Origin of the sequence: Mycobacterium sp. RTGN6, assembly GCF_033804605.1 — a bacterium.
Taxonomy (GTDB): domain Bacteria; phylum Actinomycetota; class Actinomycetes; order Mycobacteriales; family Mycobacteriaceae; genus Mycobacterium.
On sequence record NZ_JAPZKZ010000001.1, the window covers coordinates 390,576 to 408,914 of the forward strand.

The 18,339-nt window shown below is 66.7% G+C and carries 18 protein-coding genes; 9 read left to right on the top strand and 9 right to left on the bottom strand.

Annotation, left to right across the window (positions count from 1 at the left end; all coding sequences use genetic code 11):
* The first annotated feature begins 148 nt into the window (after nucleotides 1-148).
* On the top strand, nucleotides 149-3,814 hold the full coding sequence (gene metH, locus SLQ33_RS01880; RefSeq protein ID WP_319452538.1) for a methionine synthase: 3,666 nt from the start codon (nucleotides 149-151) through the stop codon (nucleotides 3,812-3,814).
* Nucleotides 3,815-3,877: 63 nt separating this feature from the next.
* On the opposite strand, the gene SLQ33_RS01885 is transcribed toward metH, so the two are convergent.
* Nucleotides 3,878-4,678, bottom strand: coding sequence for an SDR family oxidoreductase (locus SLQ33_RS01885; protein ID WP_319452073.1), 801 nt, complete (start codon nucleotides 4,676-4,678; stop codon nucleotides 3,878-3,880).
* Nucleotides 4,679-4,724: 46 nt separating this feature from the next.
* Here SLQ33_RS01885 and SLQ33_RS01890 point away from each other — a divergent pair, with 46 nt between their 5' ends.
* The 6 genes from SLQ33_RS01890 to SLQ33_RS01915 all read left to right on the top strand — a co-directional run bounded on the left by SLQ33_RS01890 (nucleotide 4,725) and on the right by SLQ33_RS01915 (nucleotide 10,110).
* Nucleotides 4,725-5,408 (top strand): HAD family phosphatase, encoded by a 684-nt coding sequence (locus tag SLQ33_RS01890; protein ID WP_319452539.1) that lies wholly within the window; start codon nucleotides 4,725-4,727, stop codon nucleotides 5,406-5,408.
* 128 nt (nucleotides 5,409-5,536) lie between these two features.
* Entirely contained in the window at nucleotides 5,537-7,009 is a 1,473-nt protein-coding gene (locus tag SLQ33_RS01895; RefSeq protein ID WP_319452074.1) for a sugar porter family MFS transporter, read from the top strand.
* A 45-nt stretch (nucleotides 7,010-7,054) separates the two neighbouring features.
* Nucleotides 7,055-7,336 (top strand): phosphoribosyl-ATP diphosphatase, encoded by a 282-nt coding sequence (locus SLQ33_RS01900; protein ID WP_319452075.1) that lies wholly within the window; start codon nucleotides 7,055-7,057, stop codon nucleotides 7,334-7,336.
* A 5-nt stretch (nucleotides 7,337-7,341) separates the two neighbouring features.
* Nucleotides 7,342-8,193, top strand: a complete 852-nt coding sequence (hisG, locus tag SLQ33_RS01905; RefSeq protein ID WP_319452076.1) for an ATP phosphoribosyltransferase — start codon at nucleotides 7,342-7,344, stop codon at nucleotides 8,191-8,193.
* A gap of 54 nt (nucleotides 8,194-8,247) precedes the next feature.
* Nucleotides 8,248-8,730, top strand: coding sequence for a DUF4126 family protein (locus SLQ33_RS01910; RefSeq protein WP_319452077.1), 483 nt, complete (start codon nucleotides 8,248-8,250; stop codon nucleotides 8,728-8,730).
* A complete protein-coding gene (locus tag SLQ33_RS01915) occupies nucleotides 8,731-10,110 on the top strand; it encodes an FAD-containing oxidoreductase (RefSeq protein WP_319452078.1) in 1,380 nt (459 codons plus the stop codon).
* Here SLQ33_RS01915 and SLQ33_RS01920 read toward each other — a convergent pair.
* Genes SLQ33_RS01920 through SLQ33_RS01940 form a run of 5 tightly spaced genes read right to left on the bottom strand, consistent with a single transcriptional unit; the run spans nucleotide 10,061 to nucleotide 13,214 of the window.
* Nucleotides 10,061-10,714 (bottom strand): flavodoxin family protein, encoded by a 654-nt coding sequence (locus SLQ33_RS01920; protein WP_319452079.1) that lies wholly within the window; start codon nucleotides 10,712-10,714, stop codon nucleotides 10,061-10,063. The two genes, SLQ33_RS01915 and SLQ33_RS01920, sit on opposite strands and share 50 nt — an antisense overlap.
* Complete coding sequence (locus SLQ33_RS01925; protein ID WP_319452080.1) at nucleotides 10,711-11,220, bottom strand: SRPBCC family protein; 510 nt, start codon at nucleotides 11,218-11,220, stop codon at nucleotides 10,711-10,713. Before SLQ33_RS01925 ends, SLQ33_RS01920 begins: the two co-directional genes overlap by 4 nt.
* Nucleotides 11,217-11,534 carry a metalloregulator ArsR/SmtB family transcription factor gene (locus SLQ33_RS01930; RefSeq protein ID WP_319452081.1) on the bottom strand — a complete coding sequence of 106 codons (318 nt, stop codon included), beginning with the start codon at nucleotides 11,532-11,534 and terminating at the stop codon, nucleotides 11,217-11,219. Before SLQ33_RS01930 ends, SLQ33_RS01925 begins: the two co-directional genes overlap by 4 nt.
* 49 nt (nucleotides 11,535-11,583) lie before the next feature.
* Nucleotides 11,584-12,366 carry a thioesterase family protein gene (locus tag SLQ33_RS01935; RefSeq protein WP_319452082.1) on the bottom strand — a complete coding sequence of 261 codons (783 nt, stop codon included), beginning with the start codon at nucleotides 12,364-12,366 and terminating at the stop codon, nucleotides 11,584-11,586.
* On the bottom strand, nucleotides 12,363-13,214 hold the full coding sequence (locus tag SLQ33_RS01940) for a RecB family exonuclease (RefSeq protein WP_319452083.1): 852 nt from the start codon (nucleotides 13,212-13,214) through the stop codon (nucleotides 12,363-12,365). Before SLQ33_RS01940 ends, SLQ33_RS01935 begins: the two co-directional genes overlap by 4 nt.
* Before the next feature lie 73 nt (nucleotides 13,215-13,287).
* Between SLQ33_RS01940 and SLQ33_RS01945 the strand changes: the two genes are divergently transcribed.
* Nucleotides 13,288-14,112 (top strand): tRNA (adenine-N1)-methyltransferase, encoded by an 825-nt coding sequence (locus tag SLQ33_RS01945; protein ID WP_319452084.1) that lies wholly within the window; start codon nucleotides 13,288-13,290, stop codon nucleotides 14,110-14,112.
* Nucleotides 14,113-14,134: 22 nt separating this feature from the next.
* Here the strand turns inward: SLQ33_RS01945 and SLQ33_RS01950 are convergent, their stop codons facing one another.
* Together SLQ33_RS01950 and SLQ33_RS01955 are read right to left on the bottom strand one after the other, a co-directional pair.
* Nucleotides 14,135-14,662, bottom strand: a complete 528-nt coding sequence (locus tag SLQ33_RS01950) for a hypothetical protein (RefSeq protein WP_319452085.1) — start codon at nucleotides 14,660-14,662, stop codon at nucleotides 14,135-14,137.
* A 7-nt stretch (nucleotides 14,663-14,669) separates the two neighbouring features.
* Nucleotides 14,670-15,176, bottom strand: coding sequence for a hypothetical protein (locus SLQ33_RS01955; protein ID WP_319452086.1), 507 nt, complete (start codon nucleotides 15,174-15,176; stop codon nucleotides 14,670-14,672).
* A gap of 147 nt (nucleotides 15,177-15,323) precedes the next feature.
* On the opposite strand from SLQ33_RS01955, the gene arc reads away from it, so the two are divergent.
* The gene (gene arc / locus SLQ33_RS01960; RefSeq protein ID WP_319452087.1) at nucleotides 15,324-17,156 is read left to right on the top strand and encodes a proteasome ATPase; all 1,833 of its coding nucleotides are present in this window, start codon (nucleotides 15,324-15,326) and stop codon (nucleotides 17,154-17,156) included.
* Here arc and SLQ33_RS01965 read toward each other — a convergent pair.
* The gene (locus SLQ33_RS01965) at nucleotides 17,153-18,313 is read right to left on the bottom strand and encodes a hypothetical protein (protein WP_319452088.1); all 1,161 of its coding nucleotides are present in this window, start codon (nucleotides 18,311-18,313) and stop codon (nucleotides 17,153-17,155) included. The two genes, arc and SLQ33_RS01965, sit on opposite strands and share 4 nt — an antisense overlap.
* Between the last annotated feature and the right edge of the window lie 26 nt (nucleotides 18,314-18,339).

Consider the following 18,339-nt stretch of genomic DNA (forward strand, 5'->3'; position numbering starts at 1 on the left):
CGGTTCCGGGGTCTCTGCCGGTATCCGCCACGCTCGGCAGAGTTAAGGACGCCTTCCGCTATGGAAGGAGTGCTGTGTGAACGCCTGGGAGCCGAACATCCGCCCCGACTGCACCGACGAACTCACGGCCGCTCTCGGCCAGCGGATCATGGTGATCGACGGCGCGATGGGCACGGCGATCCAGCGGGACCGGCCGGACGAGGCCGGCTACCGCGGCGAGCGGTTCACGGAGTGGCCGACCGCTCTTCAGGGCAACAACGACCTGCTCACCCTGACGCAGCCGCAGATCATCGAGGGGATCCACCGCGAGTACCTCGAGGCGGGCGCCGACATCCTCGAGACCAACACGTTCAATTCGAATGCGGTCTCGCTCGCCGACTACGACATGGCGGAGCTGGGCTACGAGCTGAACTACGCCGGCGCTGCCCTGGCGCGGGCGGTCTGCGACGAGTTCAGCACCCCGGAGAAGCCCCGCTACGTCGCCGGCGCCATCGGTCCGACGACGCGGACCGCGTCGATCTCGCCGGAAGTCAACGACCCCGGAGCCCGCAACGTCTCCTACGACCAGCTGGTCGCCGCCTACCGCGAAGCTGCCAACGGCCTGGTCGACGGTGGTTCCGACCTCCTCATCATCGAGACGATCTTCGACTCGCTGAACGCCAAGGCGGCGGTGTTCGCCCTCGAGACGCTGTTCGAGGACCGCGGACGCCGCTGGCCGGTGATCATCTCGGGCACCATCACCGATGCTTCCGGCCGGACGTTGTCCGGTCAGGTCACTGAAGCATTCTGGAACGCGATCAGGCACGCGAAGCCGATCGCGGTCGGCCTCAACTGCGCCCTTGGCGCGCCGGAGATGAGGCCCTACATCGCCGAGCTGGCGCGGATCGCGGACACCTTCGTCTCCTGCTACCCGAACGCCGGCCTGCCCAACGCCTTCGGCGAGTACGACGAGTCCCCGGAGGCTCAGGCCGGCTACCTCGCCGAGTTCGCCGAGGCCGGCCTAGTCAACCTGGTCGGTGGTTGCTGCGGAACGGCCCCGCCGCACATCGCCGAGATCGCCAAGATCGTCGAGGGCACGCCGCCGCGCGAGCTGCCGGAGATCCCGGTGGCCACCCGGCTCTCGGGCCTGGAGCCGCTCAACATCACCGAGGACTCCCTGTTCGTCAACATCGGTGAGCGCACCAACATCACCGGCTCCGCCCGGTTCCGCAACCTGATCAAGGCCGAGGACTACGACACCGCGCTGTCGGTCGCCCTGCAGCAGGTCGAGGTCGGTGCGCAGGTCATCGACATCAACATGGACGAGGGCATGATCGACGGCATCGCCGCGATGGACCGGTTCACCAAGCTGATCGCGTCCGAGCCGGACATCAGCCGCGTCCCGGTGATGATCGACTCCTCCAAGTGGGAAGTCATCGAGGCCGGTCTTAAGAACGTGCAGGGCAAGCCGATCGTCAACTCGATCTCCATGAAGGAGGGCGAGGAGAAGTTCGTCCGCGAGGCACGGCTGTGCCGCAAGTACGGCGCCGCCGTCGTCGTGATGGCCTTCGACGAGCAGGGTCAGGCCGACAACCTGGAGCGCCGCAAGGAGATCTGCGGGCGCGCCTACCGGATCCTGACCGAAGAGGTCGGCTTCCCGGCCGAGGACATCATCTTCGACCCAAACTGCTTCGCGCTGGCGACCGGTATCGAGGAGCACGCGACGTACGGGATCGACTTCATCGAGGCCTGCGCCTGGATCAAGGAGAACCTTCCAGGGGTGCACATCTCCGGCGGTATCTCGAACGTGTCGTTCTCGTTCCGGGGCAACAACCCCGTCCGCGAGGCGATCCACGCGGTGTTCCTGTTCCACGCCATCAAGGCCGGCCTCGACATGGGCATTGTCAACGCGGGTGCGCTGGTGCCCTACGACTCGATCGACCCCGAGCTGCGGGACCGGATCGAGGACGTGGTGCTGAACCGTCGCGAGGATGCGGCCGAACGGCTCCTGGAGATCGCAGAGCGGTTCAACAAGTCGGAGAAGACCGAGGATCCGAAGGCCGCCGAGTGGCGCAGCCTCCCGGTCCGCGAGCGGATCACGCATGCCCTGGTCAAGGGCATCGACGCCAACGTCGAGTCCGATACCGAGGAATTGCGGGCCGAGATCGCGGGCGCAGGTGGTCGCCCGATCGAGGTGATCGAAGGGCCGTTGATGGACGGCATGAACGTCGTCGGTGACCTCTTCGGCGCAGGGAAGATGTTCCTGCCCCAGGTCGTGAAGTCGGCCCGGGTGATGAAGAAGGCGGTGGCGTACCTGCTGCCGTTCATCGAGGCGGAGAAGGAAGAGTCTGGCGCTGCAGCCGGGAACAAGGACACCAACGGCACGATCATCATGGCGACGGTGAAGGGCGACGTCCATGACATCGGCAAGAACATCGTCGGGGTCGTCCTGCAGTGCAACAACTACGAGGTGATCGACCTCGGTGTGATGGTGCCTGCCCAGAAGATCCTGGACGCGGCCAAGGAGCACAACGCCGACATCATCGGGCTGTCCGGCCTGATCACCCCGTCTCTGGACGAGATGGTCAACTTCGCCGTCGAAATGGAGCGTCAGGGGCTGGAGATCCCGCTGCTGATCGGTGGCGCGACCACCTCGCGCGCTCACACGGCCGTGAAGGTGTCGCCGCGCCGCAGCGGTCCGGTGGTCTGGGTCAAGGACGCTTCGCGCTCGGTGCCGGTCGCGGCTGCGCTTCTCGACGACAAGCAGCGGACGGCGCTGCTGGAGGCCACCGAGAAGGACTACGCATCCCTGCGCGAACGGCACGCCCAGAAGAGTGAGCGGCCGATGCTGACGCTGGAGAAGGCTCGCGCGAACCGGACGCCGATCGAGTGGGACGGCTACACGCCGCCGGTGCCCGCGCAAGGTGTGGGAGTACGAGAATTTCTTGACTACGACATCGCCGAGCTGCGCGAGTACATCGACTGGCAGCCGTTCTTCAACGCCTGGGAGATGAAGGGCAGGTTCCCCGACATCCTCAACAACCCGGTCTCGGGCGAGACTGCCCGCAAGCTGTACGACGACGCCCAGGAGATGCTCGACACCCTGATCAAGGAGAAGTGGCTGACCGCCAACGGGGTCATCGGCTTCTTCCCGGCCAACGCCGTCGGCGACGACTTCGAGGTCTACACCGACGAGACCCGGACCGAGGTGTTGACCAGGTTGCACAACCTGCGCCAGCAGGGCGAGCACCGGGACGGCATCCCGAACCGGTCGCTGGGCGATTTCATCGCGCCCAAGGACACCGGTCTGGCTGACTACGTCGGCGCCTTCGCCGTCACCACCGGGCTCGGCAGCGGAGACAAGATCGTCGAGTTCAAGGCGGCCAACGACGACTACAGCGCGATCCTGCTGGAGTCGCTCGCCGACCGGCTGGCAGAAGCGTTCGCCGAACGGATGCACCAACGGGTTCGCAAGGAGTTCTGGGGATTCCAGCCCGACGAGCAGCTGGACAACGAGGCGCTCATCGGGGAGAAGTACGTGGGAATCCGCCCAGCGCCGGGCTACCCGGCCTGCCCGGAGCACACCGAGAAGGCGACGCTCTGGGAGTTGATGGACGTGAGCGCGCGGACCGGCATCGAGCTGACCGAGTCGATGGCGATGTGGCCCGGTGCTGCCGTCAGCGGCTGGTACTTCTCGCACCCACAGTCGCAGTACTTCGTGGTCGGCCGGATGGCCCAGGACCAGGTCGCCGACTACGCGAAGCGCAAGGGCTGGACCCTCCAGGAAGCCGAGCGCTGGCTGGGTCCCAACCTCGGCTACAACCCGGAGGACTGAGCCCGGTCATGAAAACCGCTGTCGCGCAATTGAAACCGCATATGGAGACGGTCGAGGACCAGCTTAGCGGAACTGGTCGGCATTGGCGGCCGCCCACTGGGCCATCGACGCCGCGGGAGATCCCGTCAGCCGTTGCACCAGATCGTTGGCGAGCTGCGGCTCGCCATCGTCGCTGAACAGGTCGAAGTACCACTGCACGCCGTCGCCCATGACGGGACGCAGCAGCTCCTCGGCTTCCGCGCGGCCGCATTGCTGCATCGTCACCGGTACGCCAATGCCGACGCCGATCTGCTCGGCGATCTGAGCGCGACTCAGCGACTCCGGACCGGTGAGGTCGTACATCTTCGATAGGTGAGCATCCTCGGGCTGGGCGAGCAGCTGCGCGGCTACCCGGGCGATGTCGTCCATCGAGACCGGTGCCTCCACCGCGTCTGGATACGGCTCCCGCACGGTCTGCGTGGTCCGGATCTGCTCTGCCCACATCGCGAAGTTCTCGCAGAATTCGCCGGGTCCGAGTTGCGTGTGGGGTAACCGCGATGCCGCCACAGCGTCCGCGTGTTCAGCCCAGTGCGCGCCGCCGGACAGCGCGACGACGTACTCCACATTCGTCTGCCTGGCCAGCTGCAGGGTGCTGTCGAGGGTCTTGGGCAGTGGCGCCAGATACATGCGCTCGACGCCCTCGAATGCGGCGGGCAGTGACTCGGGGTCGCCGAGATAACCGGTGACGGCTGTCACACCGTCGGGCAAGTTGGCCTTCGCCGGGTTCTTGGTGAGCGCCCGGATGTCCTTGACGCCCAAGGTGATCAGATGGTCAACCACCCGCCTGCCGATGTTTCCTGTTGCCCCAGTCACCAGAATGGTCATGGGTTCGACCGTAGCGACGCCCCCCGACAATGACAGAATGGCAGCCATGCGTGCGGTGCTGTGGGACATGGACGGCACGCTCGTCGACTCGGAGAAGCTCTGGGACGTCTCGATGCAGGAGCTCTATGGCCGGCTCGGTGGCGTGATGACCCCGGAGGTGCGGGAGGCGACGGTCGGTGGGTCGGCGGAGAGCGTCATGAGGGCCGTCTACGACGACCTCGGACTGGAGCTTGACCCGGTGGCGATGGACGAGTCCGCAGACTGGCTGCACGATCGGACCGGCGAACTCTTCGAGGCGGGGTTGCCGTGGCTCCCCGGTGCCCGCGAGCTGCTTGACGCACTTCTCGCCGACGGCGTCCCCATGGCATTGGTCACCAACACGCGCCGGAGCCTCACCGAACAGGCGCTGAAAAGCATTGGCAAGCATTACTTCTCGGCGTCGGTCTGCGGAGACGAGGTCGTCCATGCCAAGCCGGCACCGGATGCCTACCTACGAGCCGCCGAACTGCTCGGCTTCGCGCCGCAGCAGTGCCTCGCCATCGAGGACTCGGTCACCGGAACCGCAGCGGCGGAGACCGCCGGCTGCCCAGTCATGGTCGTGCCCAACGACGTCGACGTGCCGAGCGGCCCGCGCCGTCGCCACGTGGTGACGCTCGCCAACCTCGAGGTGTCCGACCTGCGTGGGATTCACGAGTTGCTGTGCGACGGATCCGAACGGATCAAGCAGTAGCGTTCTCATTCACGCGATTTCGCTGGTTGCGGTCCGATAAACCCGCACTTGGATACGGCCCTATCGGTTGCCTGACTGTGCCAAGGTTGATGTGACTCACATCACGCAGCGCTGCGGAAGGAAGCCACATGGCTGGTCAGGGACCCCCCGTCGACGACTCGTCGTCCGTCATCTCCGACGAGGACTTCTCGTCGGGTGGCACCGCCATCCGAATCGCCTCGGTCGCCGCGTTGGGCGGCCTGCTGTTCGGCTATGACAGCGCCGTCATCAACGGAGCAGTCGACTCGATCCAGGAAGACTTCGGCATTGGCAACGCCGAACTTGGTTTCGCCGTCGCCTCAGCGCTCTTGGGTGCGGCGGTCGGCGCGATGACGGCAGGTTGGATCGCCGACAAGATCGGCCGTATCTCGGTCATGAAGATCGCCGCCGTGCTGTTCCTCCTCAGTGCGATCGGAACGGGCTTCGCCCACGAGGTCTGGACCGTGGTGCTGTTCCGCGTCGTCGGCGGCATCGGGGTCGGCGTGGCCTCCGTCATCGCCCCGGCATACATCGCCGAGACGTCCCCGCCGCGCATCCGTGGCCGACTGGGGTCCCTGCAACAGCTGGCCATCGTGTTGGGCATCTTCGCCTCATTCGCCGTCAACTGGCTCCTGCAATGGGCGGCCGGCGGCCCGAACGAGCCACTGTGGTTCGGTGTCGACGCGTGGCGCTGGATGTTCCTGATGATGGCGATCCCCGCTCTCGTGTACGGGGTGCTGGCGTTCACCATTCCGGAGTCACCGCGGTATCTCGTTGCCAGTCACCGCATTCCAGAGGCCCGCAAGGTGCTCAGCATGCTGCTCGGGGAGAAGAACCTCGAGATCACCATCACCCGCATCCACGACTCGCTGGAGCGGGAGGACAAGCCGTCACTGCGCGATCTGAAGGCGCCGACCGGCGGCATCTACGGAATCGTGTGGGTTGGCCTGGGGCTGTCGATCTTCCAGCAGTTCGTCGGCATCAACGTGATCTTCTACTACTCCAACGTGCTGTGGCAGGCGGTCGGGTACAGCGCTGACGATTCCGCGAAATTCACGGTGATCACGTCGGTCATCAACGTGCTGACGACGTTGATCGCCATCGCGCTGATCGACAAGATCGGGCGCAAGCCACTGCTGCTCATCGGTTCGTCGGGTATGGCGGTCACGCTCCTCACGATGGCGGTCATCTTCGGCAACGCGACGTTGAAGCCCGACGGCACGCCGGACCTGCCCGGCGCGTCCGGGATGATCGCCCTGGTCGCGGCCAACCTGTTCGTCGTCGCATTCGGTATGTCCTGGGGCCCGGTCGTCTGGGTGCTGCTGGGCGAGATGTTCCCGAACCGCATCCGGGCCGCCGCTCTTGGCCTGGCCGCGGCGGGCCAGTGGGCGGCCAACTGGCTGATCACCGTCACATTCCCCGGACTGCGTGAGCACTTGGGCCTTGCGTACGGCTTCTACGGAGTCTGCGCGATCCTGTCGGGCCTGTTCGTGTGGAAGTGGGTCATGGAAACGAAGGGCGTCTCGCTAGAGGACATGCACGGCGAGATCATGAAGCACGAGTTACCCAAGGCCAGCACCTGAGCGGCGGAACCGCGGCGTAACTGCCGTGACTTCGCTCGCGGCGCCGTGACACAATCGCGTCCCGTGAAGACCTTCGACGCGCTGTTCGCCGAACTCAGCGAACGAGCGCGCACCCGACCTGCAGGAAGTGGCACCGTCAAGGCGCTCGACGGCGGCGTGCACGGGCTGGGCAAGAAGGTCCTCGAAGAGGCCGGTGAGGTGTGGATCGCCGCCGAGCACGAGGGCGACGAGGCCTTGGCAGGCGAGATCGGCCAGCTGCTGTACTGGACGCAGGTGCTGATGATCTCGCGTGGGCTCACCCTCGACGACGTGTACGCGAAACTATGAGTGCCATGTTGCGGGTCGCCGTACCGAACAAGGGCGCGCTGAGCGAGTCGGCCGCCGAGATCCTGTCGGAGGCGGGCTACCGCAAGCGCAGGGACCAGAAGGACCTGACGGTCATCGACCCCGTCAACAACGTGGAGTTCTTCTTCCTGCGGCCCAAGGACATCGCGATCTACGTCGGCTCCGGGCAGCTGGACCTCGGCATCACCGGGCGGGACCTCGCCGCCGATTCCGACGCTCCCGTGCGGGAACGCCTGGCGCTGGGCTTCGGCAATTCGACGTTCCGGTACGCGGGTCCGGTCGGCCAACAGTGGTCGGTCGCTGGCCTTGCGGGCAAGCGCATCGCCACCTCCTTTCCCAACCTTGTTCGTAAGGACTTGGCGGCCAAGGGGATCGAGGCGACGGTCATCCGGCTCGACGGCGCCGTCGAGATCTCCGTGCAGTTGGGGGTGGCCGACGTCATCGCCGACGTCGTCGGTTCGGGTCGCACGCTTGGGCTGCACGACCTGGTGGCGTTCGGAGACCCGTTGTGCGACTCGGAGGCCGTGCTGATCGAGCGCGCCGACGCCGACCCGGCGACGGTCGCGTCCCGCGAGCAGCTCGCCGCCCGGGTCCAGGGTGTCGTCTTCGGCCAGCAGTACCTGATGCTGGACTACGACTGCCCTCGCACGGTGCTCGAGCGAGCGACCGAAGTTACCCCTGGACTCGAATCGCCGACGATTGCACCCCTGGCCGACCCCGCCTGGGTCGCCGTCCGCGCACTGGTGCCGCGCCGCGACGTCAACGCGATCATGGACGAGTTGGCCGCCATCGGGGCGAAGGCAATCCTGGCCTCGGACATCAGGTTCTGCCGCTTCTGACCGCCTCCGAGGTGCTAGGTTCCCAGTCATCACTGGACCGCTCGGAAGGTCGTCATGTCGCAAGTCCTCATTCTGCTGCTCGCCCTACTCATCGGTGTGGTCGCAGGGCTGCGCGCACTGACCCCGCCTGCCGTCGTCGCATGGGGTGCCGCGCTCGGCTGGCTGCCGCTGGACGGAACGTGGGCGCAATGGGTCGGGCATCCCATCACCGTGACGGTGCTGACCATCTTGTTGGTGGTCGAACTCGTCACCGATCAGTTGCCGTCCACCCCGCCTCGGACGGTGACGCCGCAGTTCGCCGCCCGGCTGCTCACCGGCGCGTTCGCCGGTGCGGTGATCGGCGCGGCGTCGCACCACACGATCAGTGCGCTTGGTGCGGGCGTCATCGGTGCGGTGTTGGGCACGCTGGGTGGTTTTCAGGCCCGTCGCAAGTTGGTCGCAGCCAACGGCGGACACGACCTGCCTATCGCGTTGAGTGAGGACGCGATCGCGGTGTTGGGCGGGTTTGCCGTCGTCGCACTGGCGTCGGCCGTCTAGATGGGTTCTGAACCAACAAGATTCGACGCGATCATCATCGGCGCGGGCCAGGCGGGCCCGCCGCTGGCTGGTCGGCTGACCGAGGCCGGTCACACCGTCGCCGTGATCGAACGCAAGCTCGTCGGCGGGACCTGCGTCAACTACGGCTGCATCCCCACCAAGACCCTGGTGGCCAGTGCTCACACCGCCCACGTGGCGAGGCGGGCCGCCGACTACGGGGTTGGCACCGGCTCGGTCACCGTCGACATGTCAAAGGTCAAGTCCCGCAAGGACAAAGTCATGCTCGATGACCGCCACGGGGTCGAGGGTTGGCTCGAGGGGATGCCGCGGTGCACCCTGATCCGCGGCCACGCCCGCTTCGAGGGGCCGCACACCGTTCGGGTCGACGATCAGCTGCTGGAGGCCGACAAGATCTTCCTCAACGTGGGCGGCCGCGCCGTCGTCCCCGACATCCCAGGACTCTCGGACGTCGACTTCCTCACCAACGTCGGCATTTTGGACCTCGAGACCCTGCCAGAGCATCTGGTGATCGTCGGTGGCAGTTACATCGCGCTGGAGTTCGCGCAGATGTACCGGCGGTTCGGGGCCAAGGTCAGCGTCGTGGAGAAGGGGCCGCGGCTGACCGCGCGGGAGGACGAGGACGTCTCCGCGACCGTGAAGGAGATCCTCGAGGCCGAGGGTATCGACATCCACGTCGGGGCGACCGACATGCGGGTAGCCAAGCGGGACAACGGTTTCGACCTGTATCCACGCGACGGCGCCGAGCCAATCTCGGGTACTCACCTGCTGGTCGCGACGGGCCGGCGGCCCAACACCGACGACCTGGGGCTGGAGACGGCGGGGGTCGAGACCGACGCTCGAGGCTTCGTCACCGTCGACGACCAGTTGCGCACCACCGTCGAGCACATCTGGGCGATGGGCGACTGCAATGGCAAGGGCGCGTTCACTCACACGTCGTACAACGACTTCGAGATCGTCGCCGCCAACCTGCTCGACGACGACCCGCGCCGGGTCAGCGACCGAGTCACCACGTACGCGCTCTACATCGACCCGCCGCTGGGCCGCGCGGGTATGACGGCCGACGAGGTGCGGGCATCGGGGCGCAAGGCGCTGGTGGGCAAGCGGCCGATGACGCGCGTCGGTCGGGCCGTCGAGAAGGGCGAGACGCAGGGCTTCATGAAGGTGGTCGTCGACGCCGAGACGGAGCAGATCCTCGGCGCGTCGATTCTCGGTGTCGGTGGTGACGAGGTGATTCAGGACATCCTCGACGTCATGACCGCGAAGCTGCCGTATACGGCGATCTCGCGGACCATGCACATCCACCCCACGGTCAGTGAGCTGGTGCCGACGATGCTGCAAGAGTTGAAACCACTGGATTAGCCTGCGCGGCAGCGCGTCCCGCGACGAACTGCCCCGTGACCGTCGCCATCCGGCGGCCGAGGTGCTCACACGTGCGGACGTCGGCCGGATGCACCTCGTCGGGGTTGGCGTCGACGTCGGTCTGCGTGCCCGCACCAAGCCAGAATCCAAGTCTGTTCAGGTCGTGCTCGCTGCCGGTGGCGCTGTTCCAGCCCGCGCCGAGGCCCAGGTTCACCCAGTGCATGTGGTGCTGGGCGGCGAACACCGCCAACGACATCAGCGAAGCGAGTTTGTCGCCGCTCTTGGCGCCGGAGTTGGTGAAGCCCGCGGCGACCTTGTCGCGCCAACTCCCGTTGAGGCAGCGGCGGCCGGTCTGCTCCGCGAATGCCTGAAAGCCCGCCGAGACGTTTCCCATGTAGGTGGCGCAGCCGAAGACGATGCCGTCCACGCGATCGAGCACGTCCCACTCGGTGTCCGTCATCGAGTTCACGGCGATCACCGTCACGTCGGCACCACCCGAGCGGGCACCGGCCGCCACCGCTTCGGCCAGGGTCGCTGTGTGGCCGAAGCCCGAGTGATACGCAATGGCCACCGTGGGTCGGACACCGAAACCGTTGTCGGTCATGAGAATTCCCTTTCGCTCGGTGCGACGCCGCTGATCGCGGTGACGCGCTGCGCCCAGTTGGGCAATGGTTCGCCGGCCAACAGTGCCTCGAGCCGGTCGAGGAACGCGTGTGTGCCCGAACGGAATCCGGTCGCGTTGGGCACGCTCAGCCCGCGGTGGCTGAACCGCAGCAGCGTTCCCGGTCCGTCCGGCTGCAGTTCGTAGCGCACCACCCCTGGTTCGACGATGGGTTGGTTCCATTCGTGTTCGAAGACGTGCGGGGGCTCCCAGACGAGGATCCGGCCGGTCATCCGCTTCCGGTCCGGGGGAAGCGGTGGACCCGATGCCACCGTCTCGATGGAGCCGCCTGTGCGGGGGTCGAGCTTCGTGGGGCCCATCCAGCGGTTGCGATGCGCCGGGTCGGTGATCGCCGCCCACACCGCCTCGACCGCGAACGGCAACCTGCGCTCGAAGACGAGCGTGGCGTGGTCGCCGTCGATGACGAGCCGTCCGTCGTGGTCGCTCACGAGGTCTCCTCGAACGTCGACTTCATGTGCTGCTCCAGGGCATCCAGATGACTCGTCCAGAAGTGGCGGTAGGAGTTGATCCAGTCGTCCATCTCGACGAGCCCGTCGGCCCGGAGCGCGTAGATCCGGCGCTGCGCGTCGGAGCGGACCTCGACGAGCCCTACCTCGCGCAGCACCCGCAGGTGTCGCGACACCGTGGGCTGCGTCAGATCAGGGAGGGTGGCGACCAGTTCGCCCGCGGTGCGTTCACCGCTCCGCAGGGCGTCCAGCAGCGTGCGTCTGCTGGGTTCGGCGACGGCTTCGAAGACGTCCATGCTCCCAATATTGCACCTGAACTATATAGATGCAAGTGCATATTCATGGTCAGCGCCGCAGCACCAGCAGGGTCTGGGCGCAGGTGCCGATGAAGCCCCGACGATCGAACAGGTCGGCGGTGGTGACGCCGATGCCGTCGGGCCCGATCGATGCTTTGGCCCGCAACCCGAAGTCGGTGCCGGTCGGTACCCGATGCAGGTGGACCGTGGTGTCGGTGTTCATGAACAGGAACTCCTCGGGGTCAAGGGCGGCGCCGGCGCCGTTGGCCGAGTCGACAACCAGGGCGAGGCGCTGGACGTCCGTGACGGGTTCGGCGTCGACGAGGGGCACCAGCGGACTGAGCCACACCTCGGCCGACGCTCCCGCAGGCGTGGCCTGCTTGCGCCAACGCACCGTCTCCAGATACCCAGGGGCGCCCACCCAGGCGTGGGGGTTGGGCAGCGATTCCCCTTCGGACAGCGGCCGATGGCGGTCCGACGCGACGTCGGCGGTGTCGCTGGTGGCCAGCAGCCACGCGGTGACACGGGCCACCGGACGCTCGCCGCCGACGGGCGTCAGCTCGGCACACATCAACGCGATGCGGGCACCCGGACGCACGGTCCACGCCCGGACCTTCACCGGCGCAACGGGTATGGCGCCGAGGATGTCGAGCGTCAGGCGGCCGATCCGCAGCGCAGGGGCGGCCAATTCCTCGATGGACTTCGTCATGAGCGCCAACGGTGGTGAGCCGTGCTGAATCTCGGCATCCCAATTGCTGCGGGTGCCGTCGGTGGACTCGAAGACCTCGAAGTCCCCGTCGGCGGGCAGCCGACGGTACAGACAGTCGATCACGCTGCGGGCTCCGCCGACTTCCCGGGCTCCGGCCAACCGGGATACGGCGGGGGAGTGCCACCGAAGACGGGACAGTGCTCGTGGTGTGCACACCAGTCGCACATTCGCGACGGGTGTGGGCGGAAATCGCCTGTGGCCCCGGCGTTCTGGATGGCCCGCCAGATGGCCATCAACGTCTTCTCGAAGCGCAGCAGCTCGTCGAGCTCGGGGGTGTAGTCCAGCACCTGGCCGTCGGCGAGGTACAGCAGGCGTAGCCGCGAAGGCAGTACGTCCCGCGACCGCAGCAGCGCCACCGCGTAGAACTTCATCTGGAACATGGCCTTGGCCTCGGCGAGTTCGCGCGCCGCTGGCGGCGCCTTGCCGGTCTTGTAGTCGACCACCCTGAGCTCACCGGTGGGCGCGACGTCGATGCGGTCGACGAACCCGCGCAGCAGCGTGCCGTCGGACAGCTCGACCTCGACCCGCTGCTCGCACGACTCCGGGTCGAATCGGGTGGGGTCCTCGAGCCGGTAGTAGCCGGTGAGCAGTGCCCTGGCCTCGTCGAGCAGCTGCCTCTGCAGCTCGGGCGCGAACTCGGAGGCGAGCTCGGGATGTTCGGCGACGATGCGCTCCCAGGCCGGGTCGACGAGTGTGACCGCGGTGTCCGCGTCGCGGTCGGCCGCAGGCAGGGCGTAGAGCCGTTCCAGCGCGCCGTGTACGACGGAACCGCGCACCTGCGCGGTCGACGACGGCTCGGGCAGGCGGTCGATGGCCCGGAACCGGTAGAGCAGCGGGCACTGTTTGAAGTCGCTGGCACGCGACGGCGACAAAGCGGGCCGCCGTACGGGCGCTACCGGTTCGTCAGACACGTCTGCAGCCTATGGTCCGGGTCCGACAGCCCCGCGCACCCGCTGCGGCGCGTCTGCTGGCAGGCTGACGTCCGTGCCCATCACCGGTCCGTTCGTCGTCGGTGATCGTGTGCAGCTCACGGACCCCAAGGGGCGGCATTACACGATGGTGCTCGCGGCGGGCGACGAATACCACACCCATCGCGGTGGGATCGCCCACGACGACATCATCGGCCAGCCCGAGGGATGTGTGGTCAAGGCCGCCAACGGCGACTCGTTCCTGGTGCTGCGGCCCTTGCTGATCGACTACGTGCTGTCGATGCCGCGCGGCGCACAGGTGATCTACCCGAAGGACGCGGCGCAGATCGTGCACGAGGGCGACATGTTCCCCGGCGCCAAGGTGCTCGAGGCCGGCGCAGGCTCCGGAGCCCTGACCTGCTCGCTGCTACGCGCGGTCGGGCCCACCGGCTCGGTGACCTCCTATGACGTCCGCGCCGACCACGCCGAACACGCGGTCCGCAACGTCGTCACGTTCTTCGGCGAGCACCCGCCCAACTGGCACCTGCGCGTCGCGGACGTCGCCGACTACGAGGGCGAGCAGGTCGATCGGGCCGTGCTCGACATGCTGGCGCCGTGGGAGGTGCTCGACGCCGTCGCCAACGCGCTCGTCGCAGGCGGCGTGCTCATCGTCTACGTCGCCACGGTGACGCAGCTCTCGCGCACGGTCGAGGCGCTGCGCGAACAGCAGTGCTGGACCGAACCGCGATCATGGGAGTCCCTGCAACGCGGCTGGGACGTCGTTGGGCTGGCGGTGCGTCCGCAGCATTCCATGCGCGGCCACACCGCGTTCCTCATCAGTGCGCGCAAGTTGGCGCCCGGCACGGTGACCCCCGCCCCGGCGCGCCGCAAGCGAACCTGACCGGCGCGGCGCCGGGATGGGCTCAGCCCGGCGGCGTTGGCGCGGGCGCCGAGCCCAACTGCAACAGCTGATCGGCCGTGCGCCGGGTGAGTTGCCAGCCGCTCCTGATCGGACTGAACTCCATCGGGAACGTGAATCGCCTCGCCGGATCGTCCAATGTGCCGATGCTCACCGTGGCGAACACGTTGTTCGGCTCGGCCGACCACTTCAGGTCGGTGGCCGCAACGGTCAGCTGGCGAAAGCCGCCGTCCTGCAGCGCCTGCCCGAAGTTGCCGAGCGCCGCCTGGTCGTCCGGGGTCGCGTACTGCACCAAGCCGAGTTTCTGCTCAGCGGGAATCGAAGTGTCGGCAAGCCGGTACAGCACGTCGGTGAGCGCCTCGGGGGCCGGCAGTGGTGCGGCCGTCGGCGAGGCCGTCAGTCCCGTCGTGCTGGTGGCGCGCGGGCTGGGAACCGCCGCGGGCCGATCGTCGGAAGCGCAGCCAGAAAGCCCGAGCGCCGCCACCAAGGTGATGGTGACGGCGCTCAGAGCTACGGCCGGGCTACGACGCAACGGTGGATCAGCCCACCGAGGAAAGGAGCGCCAACGCGGAGTCCTTCGAGATCTGCCAGCCGCTGGGGCTGGGGCCCTGGATGAACGTCACGGGCTGCGACGCGGTGGCCCCGGTCTGGGCGGTGGCGGTCACGTTCGCAGTGGCGATGGCACCGTTGAGGTCGATGTCGGCGATGGAGAAGGTCAACGGGAAGTAGCCCTTGGCCGCGGCGTCCTTGTACTTGCCATCGGCCAACCGGGATTCGATTCGGCCGAGCCCGCCCTGGATGTACGTGCCCTTGGGGCCCGAGTAGGAACCCCCGCCGGCCAGTCCGTTGAGGGTCTGCACCAGCGGCGCCTGCAGATCGGGAGCGGGTGCCGCCGGCATCGGGATGTCCCAAACCACGGGCTGAATCGCCGGGGCCTGCGACGGCGCGCTCACTGCAATCGACGTCACACCACCCGCTGCAGCGGCTACTACGGCAGCTGCTGCGGCTCCGGTTGCGAAGCCTTTAACGAGGGTCTTCACGGTCACGACTGTCCTTTCGATTGGCCCAACTCAGGTCAAAGGTTAACAAGTGTCCCTGGTGTGTCGAATTGCTACACCGCACACAAAGACTGAATCGCCGGTAGCTTTGAAGTTGTTACTGCACCAACTTTCGGTGTGGGGAGGGAGCGCAACATGAGTGAGTCAGAGCGTTCGGGAGCCTACCCAGAAGATCGCGACACTCCCATGTCCAGCGACGATGCTGCCGAACTAGAAGAACTGCGTCGTGAGGCCGCCCAACTGCGTGAGCAGCTGGAGCAGGCGGTCGGGCCCAACAGCGGATTGCGCAGCGCCCGAGACGTGCACCAGCTCGAAGCCAGGATTGACTCGCTGGCGGCCCGCAACGCGAAGTTGATGGACACCCTCAAGGAAGCTCGCCAGCAATTGCTGGCCCTGCGCGAGGAGGTCGACCGGCTGGGTCAGCCGCCCAGTGGTTACGGCGTGCTGCTGCTGGCCCACGAGGACGACACCGTCGACGTGTTCACCTCCGGTCGCAAGATGCGGCTCACCTGCTCGCCCAACATCGAGGTCGCCGAGCTCAAGCAGGGCCAGACCGTGCGTCTCAACGAGGCGCTGACGGTGGTCGAGGCCGGCAACTACGAATCGGTCGGCGAGATCAGCACGCTGCGCGAGATCCTGTCCGACGGACACCGCGCGCTCGTGGTCGGGCACGCCGACGAGGAACGCATCGTGTGGCTGGCCGAACCGTTGGTCGCCGCGGAGTTCCTGCCTGCCGAAGTGCTCGACCCCCTCGACGACGACCAGCGGCCCCGCAAGCTGCGGCCAGGCGACTCGCTGCTCGTCGACACCAAGGCCGGATACGCGTTCGAGCGCATTCCCAAGGCCGAGGTGGAGGACCTGGTGCTCGAAGAGGTGCCCGACGTCGCCTACCACGACATCGGCGGCCTCACCAGGCAGATCGAGCAGATCCGGGACGCGGTGGAACTGCCCTTCCTGCACAAGGAGCTCTACTACGAGTACTCCTTGCGGCCACCCAAGGGCGTGCTGCTGTACGGCCCGCCCGGGTGCGGCAAGACGCTGATCGCCAAGGCGGTCGCCAACTCGCTCGCCAAGAAGATGGCCGAGATTCGCGGTGAGGACTCACGCGAGGCCAAGTCGTACTTCTTGAACATCAAGGGTCCGGAGCTGCTCAACAAGTTCGTCGGTGAGACCGAACGCCACATCCGGCTGATCTTCCAGCGGGCCAGGGAGAAGGCGTCCGAGGGCACGCCGGTGATCGTGTTCTTCGACGAGATGGACTCCATCTTCCGGACCCGCGGCACCGGTGTCAGCTCCGATGTCGAGACAACCGTTGTGCCACAGCTGCTTTCGGAGATCGACGGCGTCGAGGGGCTCGAGAACGTCATCGTGATTGGTGCCTCCAACCGCGAGGACATGATCGACCCCGCGATCCTGCGTCCGGGCCGGCTGGACGTCAAGATCAAGATCGAGCGTCCGGATGCCGAAGCCGCACAAGACATCTTCAGCAAGTACCTCGTCGAGAAGCTGCCGTTGCACGCCGACGACCTCGGCGAGTTCGGTGGAGACCGTGCGCTGTGCATCAAGACCATGATCGAGAAGATCGTCGACCGTATGTACGCAGAGATCGACGACAACCGGTTCCTGGAGGTCACCTACGCCAACGGGGACAAGGAAGTCATGTACTTCAAGGACTTCAACTCCGGGGCGATGATCCAGAACGTCGTCGACCGCGCCAAGAAGTATGCGATCAAGGCCGTGTTGGAGACCGGTTCGCGAGGGCTGCGCATCCAGCACCTGCTCGACTCGATCGTCGACGAGTTCGCCGAGAACGAGGACCTGCCAAACACCACCAATCCCGATGACTGGGCCAGGATCTCGGGCAAGAAGGGCGAGCGGATCGTGTACATCCGCACGCTCGTCACCGGCAAGAGTTCGAGTGCCAGCCGCGCTATCGATACCGAATCGAACCTGGGGCAGTACCTCTAGGCTCGAGACTCCAGCTCGAGGTAGACGTCGCGGCCGGCGAGGCTCACCGCGACGTCCGCGATTAGCGGCTCGAAGAACCGCTGGCGATACAGCGGGTCGACGCTGGTGCTGACGGTGAAGTACAACCCCGACAGCACCGCGACGAGCAACGACATGTGCACGACCGTCTGGGGGATGGGAATGTGGATGCCGAACCACGTTCCGGCGCAGGGTGGTTGGCCAACCGAGCAGGTTTCCTCCGCCGACCACAACACTGCCACGTCGTAGGGCACGGCAATGATCCCGAGCGCGAGGAAGAACGCGAACAGGCCGGCCGTGAAGAACACCACCTGGATCGCCTGCGCCACCACCATGACCGCGACCACGTTGAACTGCTCGGCGCGTGACAGTGGACTGCGGACCGTGTCGTCGTTGACGCTGTCGGCCAGCGGCGTACCCGCCAGCAGCTTCTTCGGATCGGTCTGTTCGGCTCTGTCGTCGCGCAGCGCCTGCACCTCATCGCGGATGGTGGTGACCACGAAGACCAGTGCAATGAACGCCAGGAAACCGATGACCTGCCAAAGTCTTTGGCGCGACATCCGTGCCGCCAGCTGCCACAGTTCGCCAGTGAAGTAGACCACCACCGTCAGCATGAGCAGCGGCAGCGCGCGGCTCATCAAGGTGCCGAGTGCGCCGAGCTGCACCCAGGCGAACCGGAACGCCCATCCGGCGATGGACCCGAAGCCGATATAGGTCAACCAGATCGCCAGCAGTGTGATCACGACGAACATGGAGGCCTCGGTCGCGGCGTCGCTCGTCCACCCGCTGGCCGTCACCGGCATGACCACGACGAAGACGGCCATTACCAAGAGCGCGGCCGTACGCCTACCCGCTTCGCCGAGCGGGGTTCCGCTGTGGTGTAGCAGGTAGAGCGCGAACGGCGCGGCCACCAGGATCGCGGTGATGATGCCGAGTCGCAGCGCGTAGCCGTAATCCGGTGCGTCGCCGGTGACCTCGGCGAGCAACATCGTCACTGTGGTGAGTGCCCCGACGCCGCTGACCATCGGCGCCGACCGTTCGATGAGGTTGCGCGAACGGACCCGCCTCGTCAGCACCAGGGGCAGGCCGCGAGACAGGAACCACTCGTGGACTTCCCTTATCTCGGGCACGGCTGACATTGTGCTCGAATCAGGCCGCATCGGCG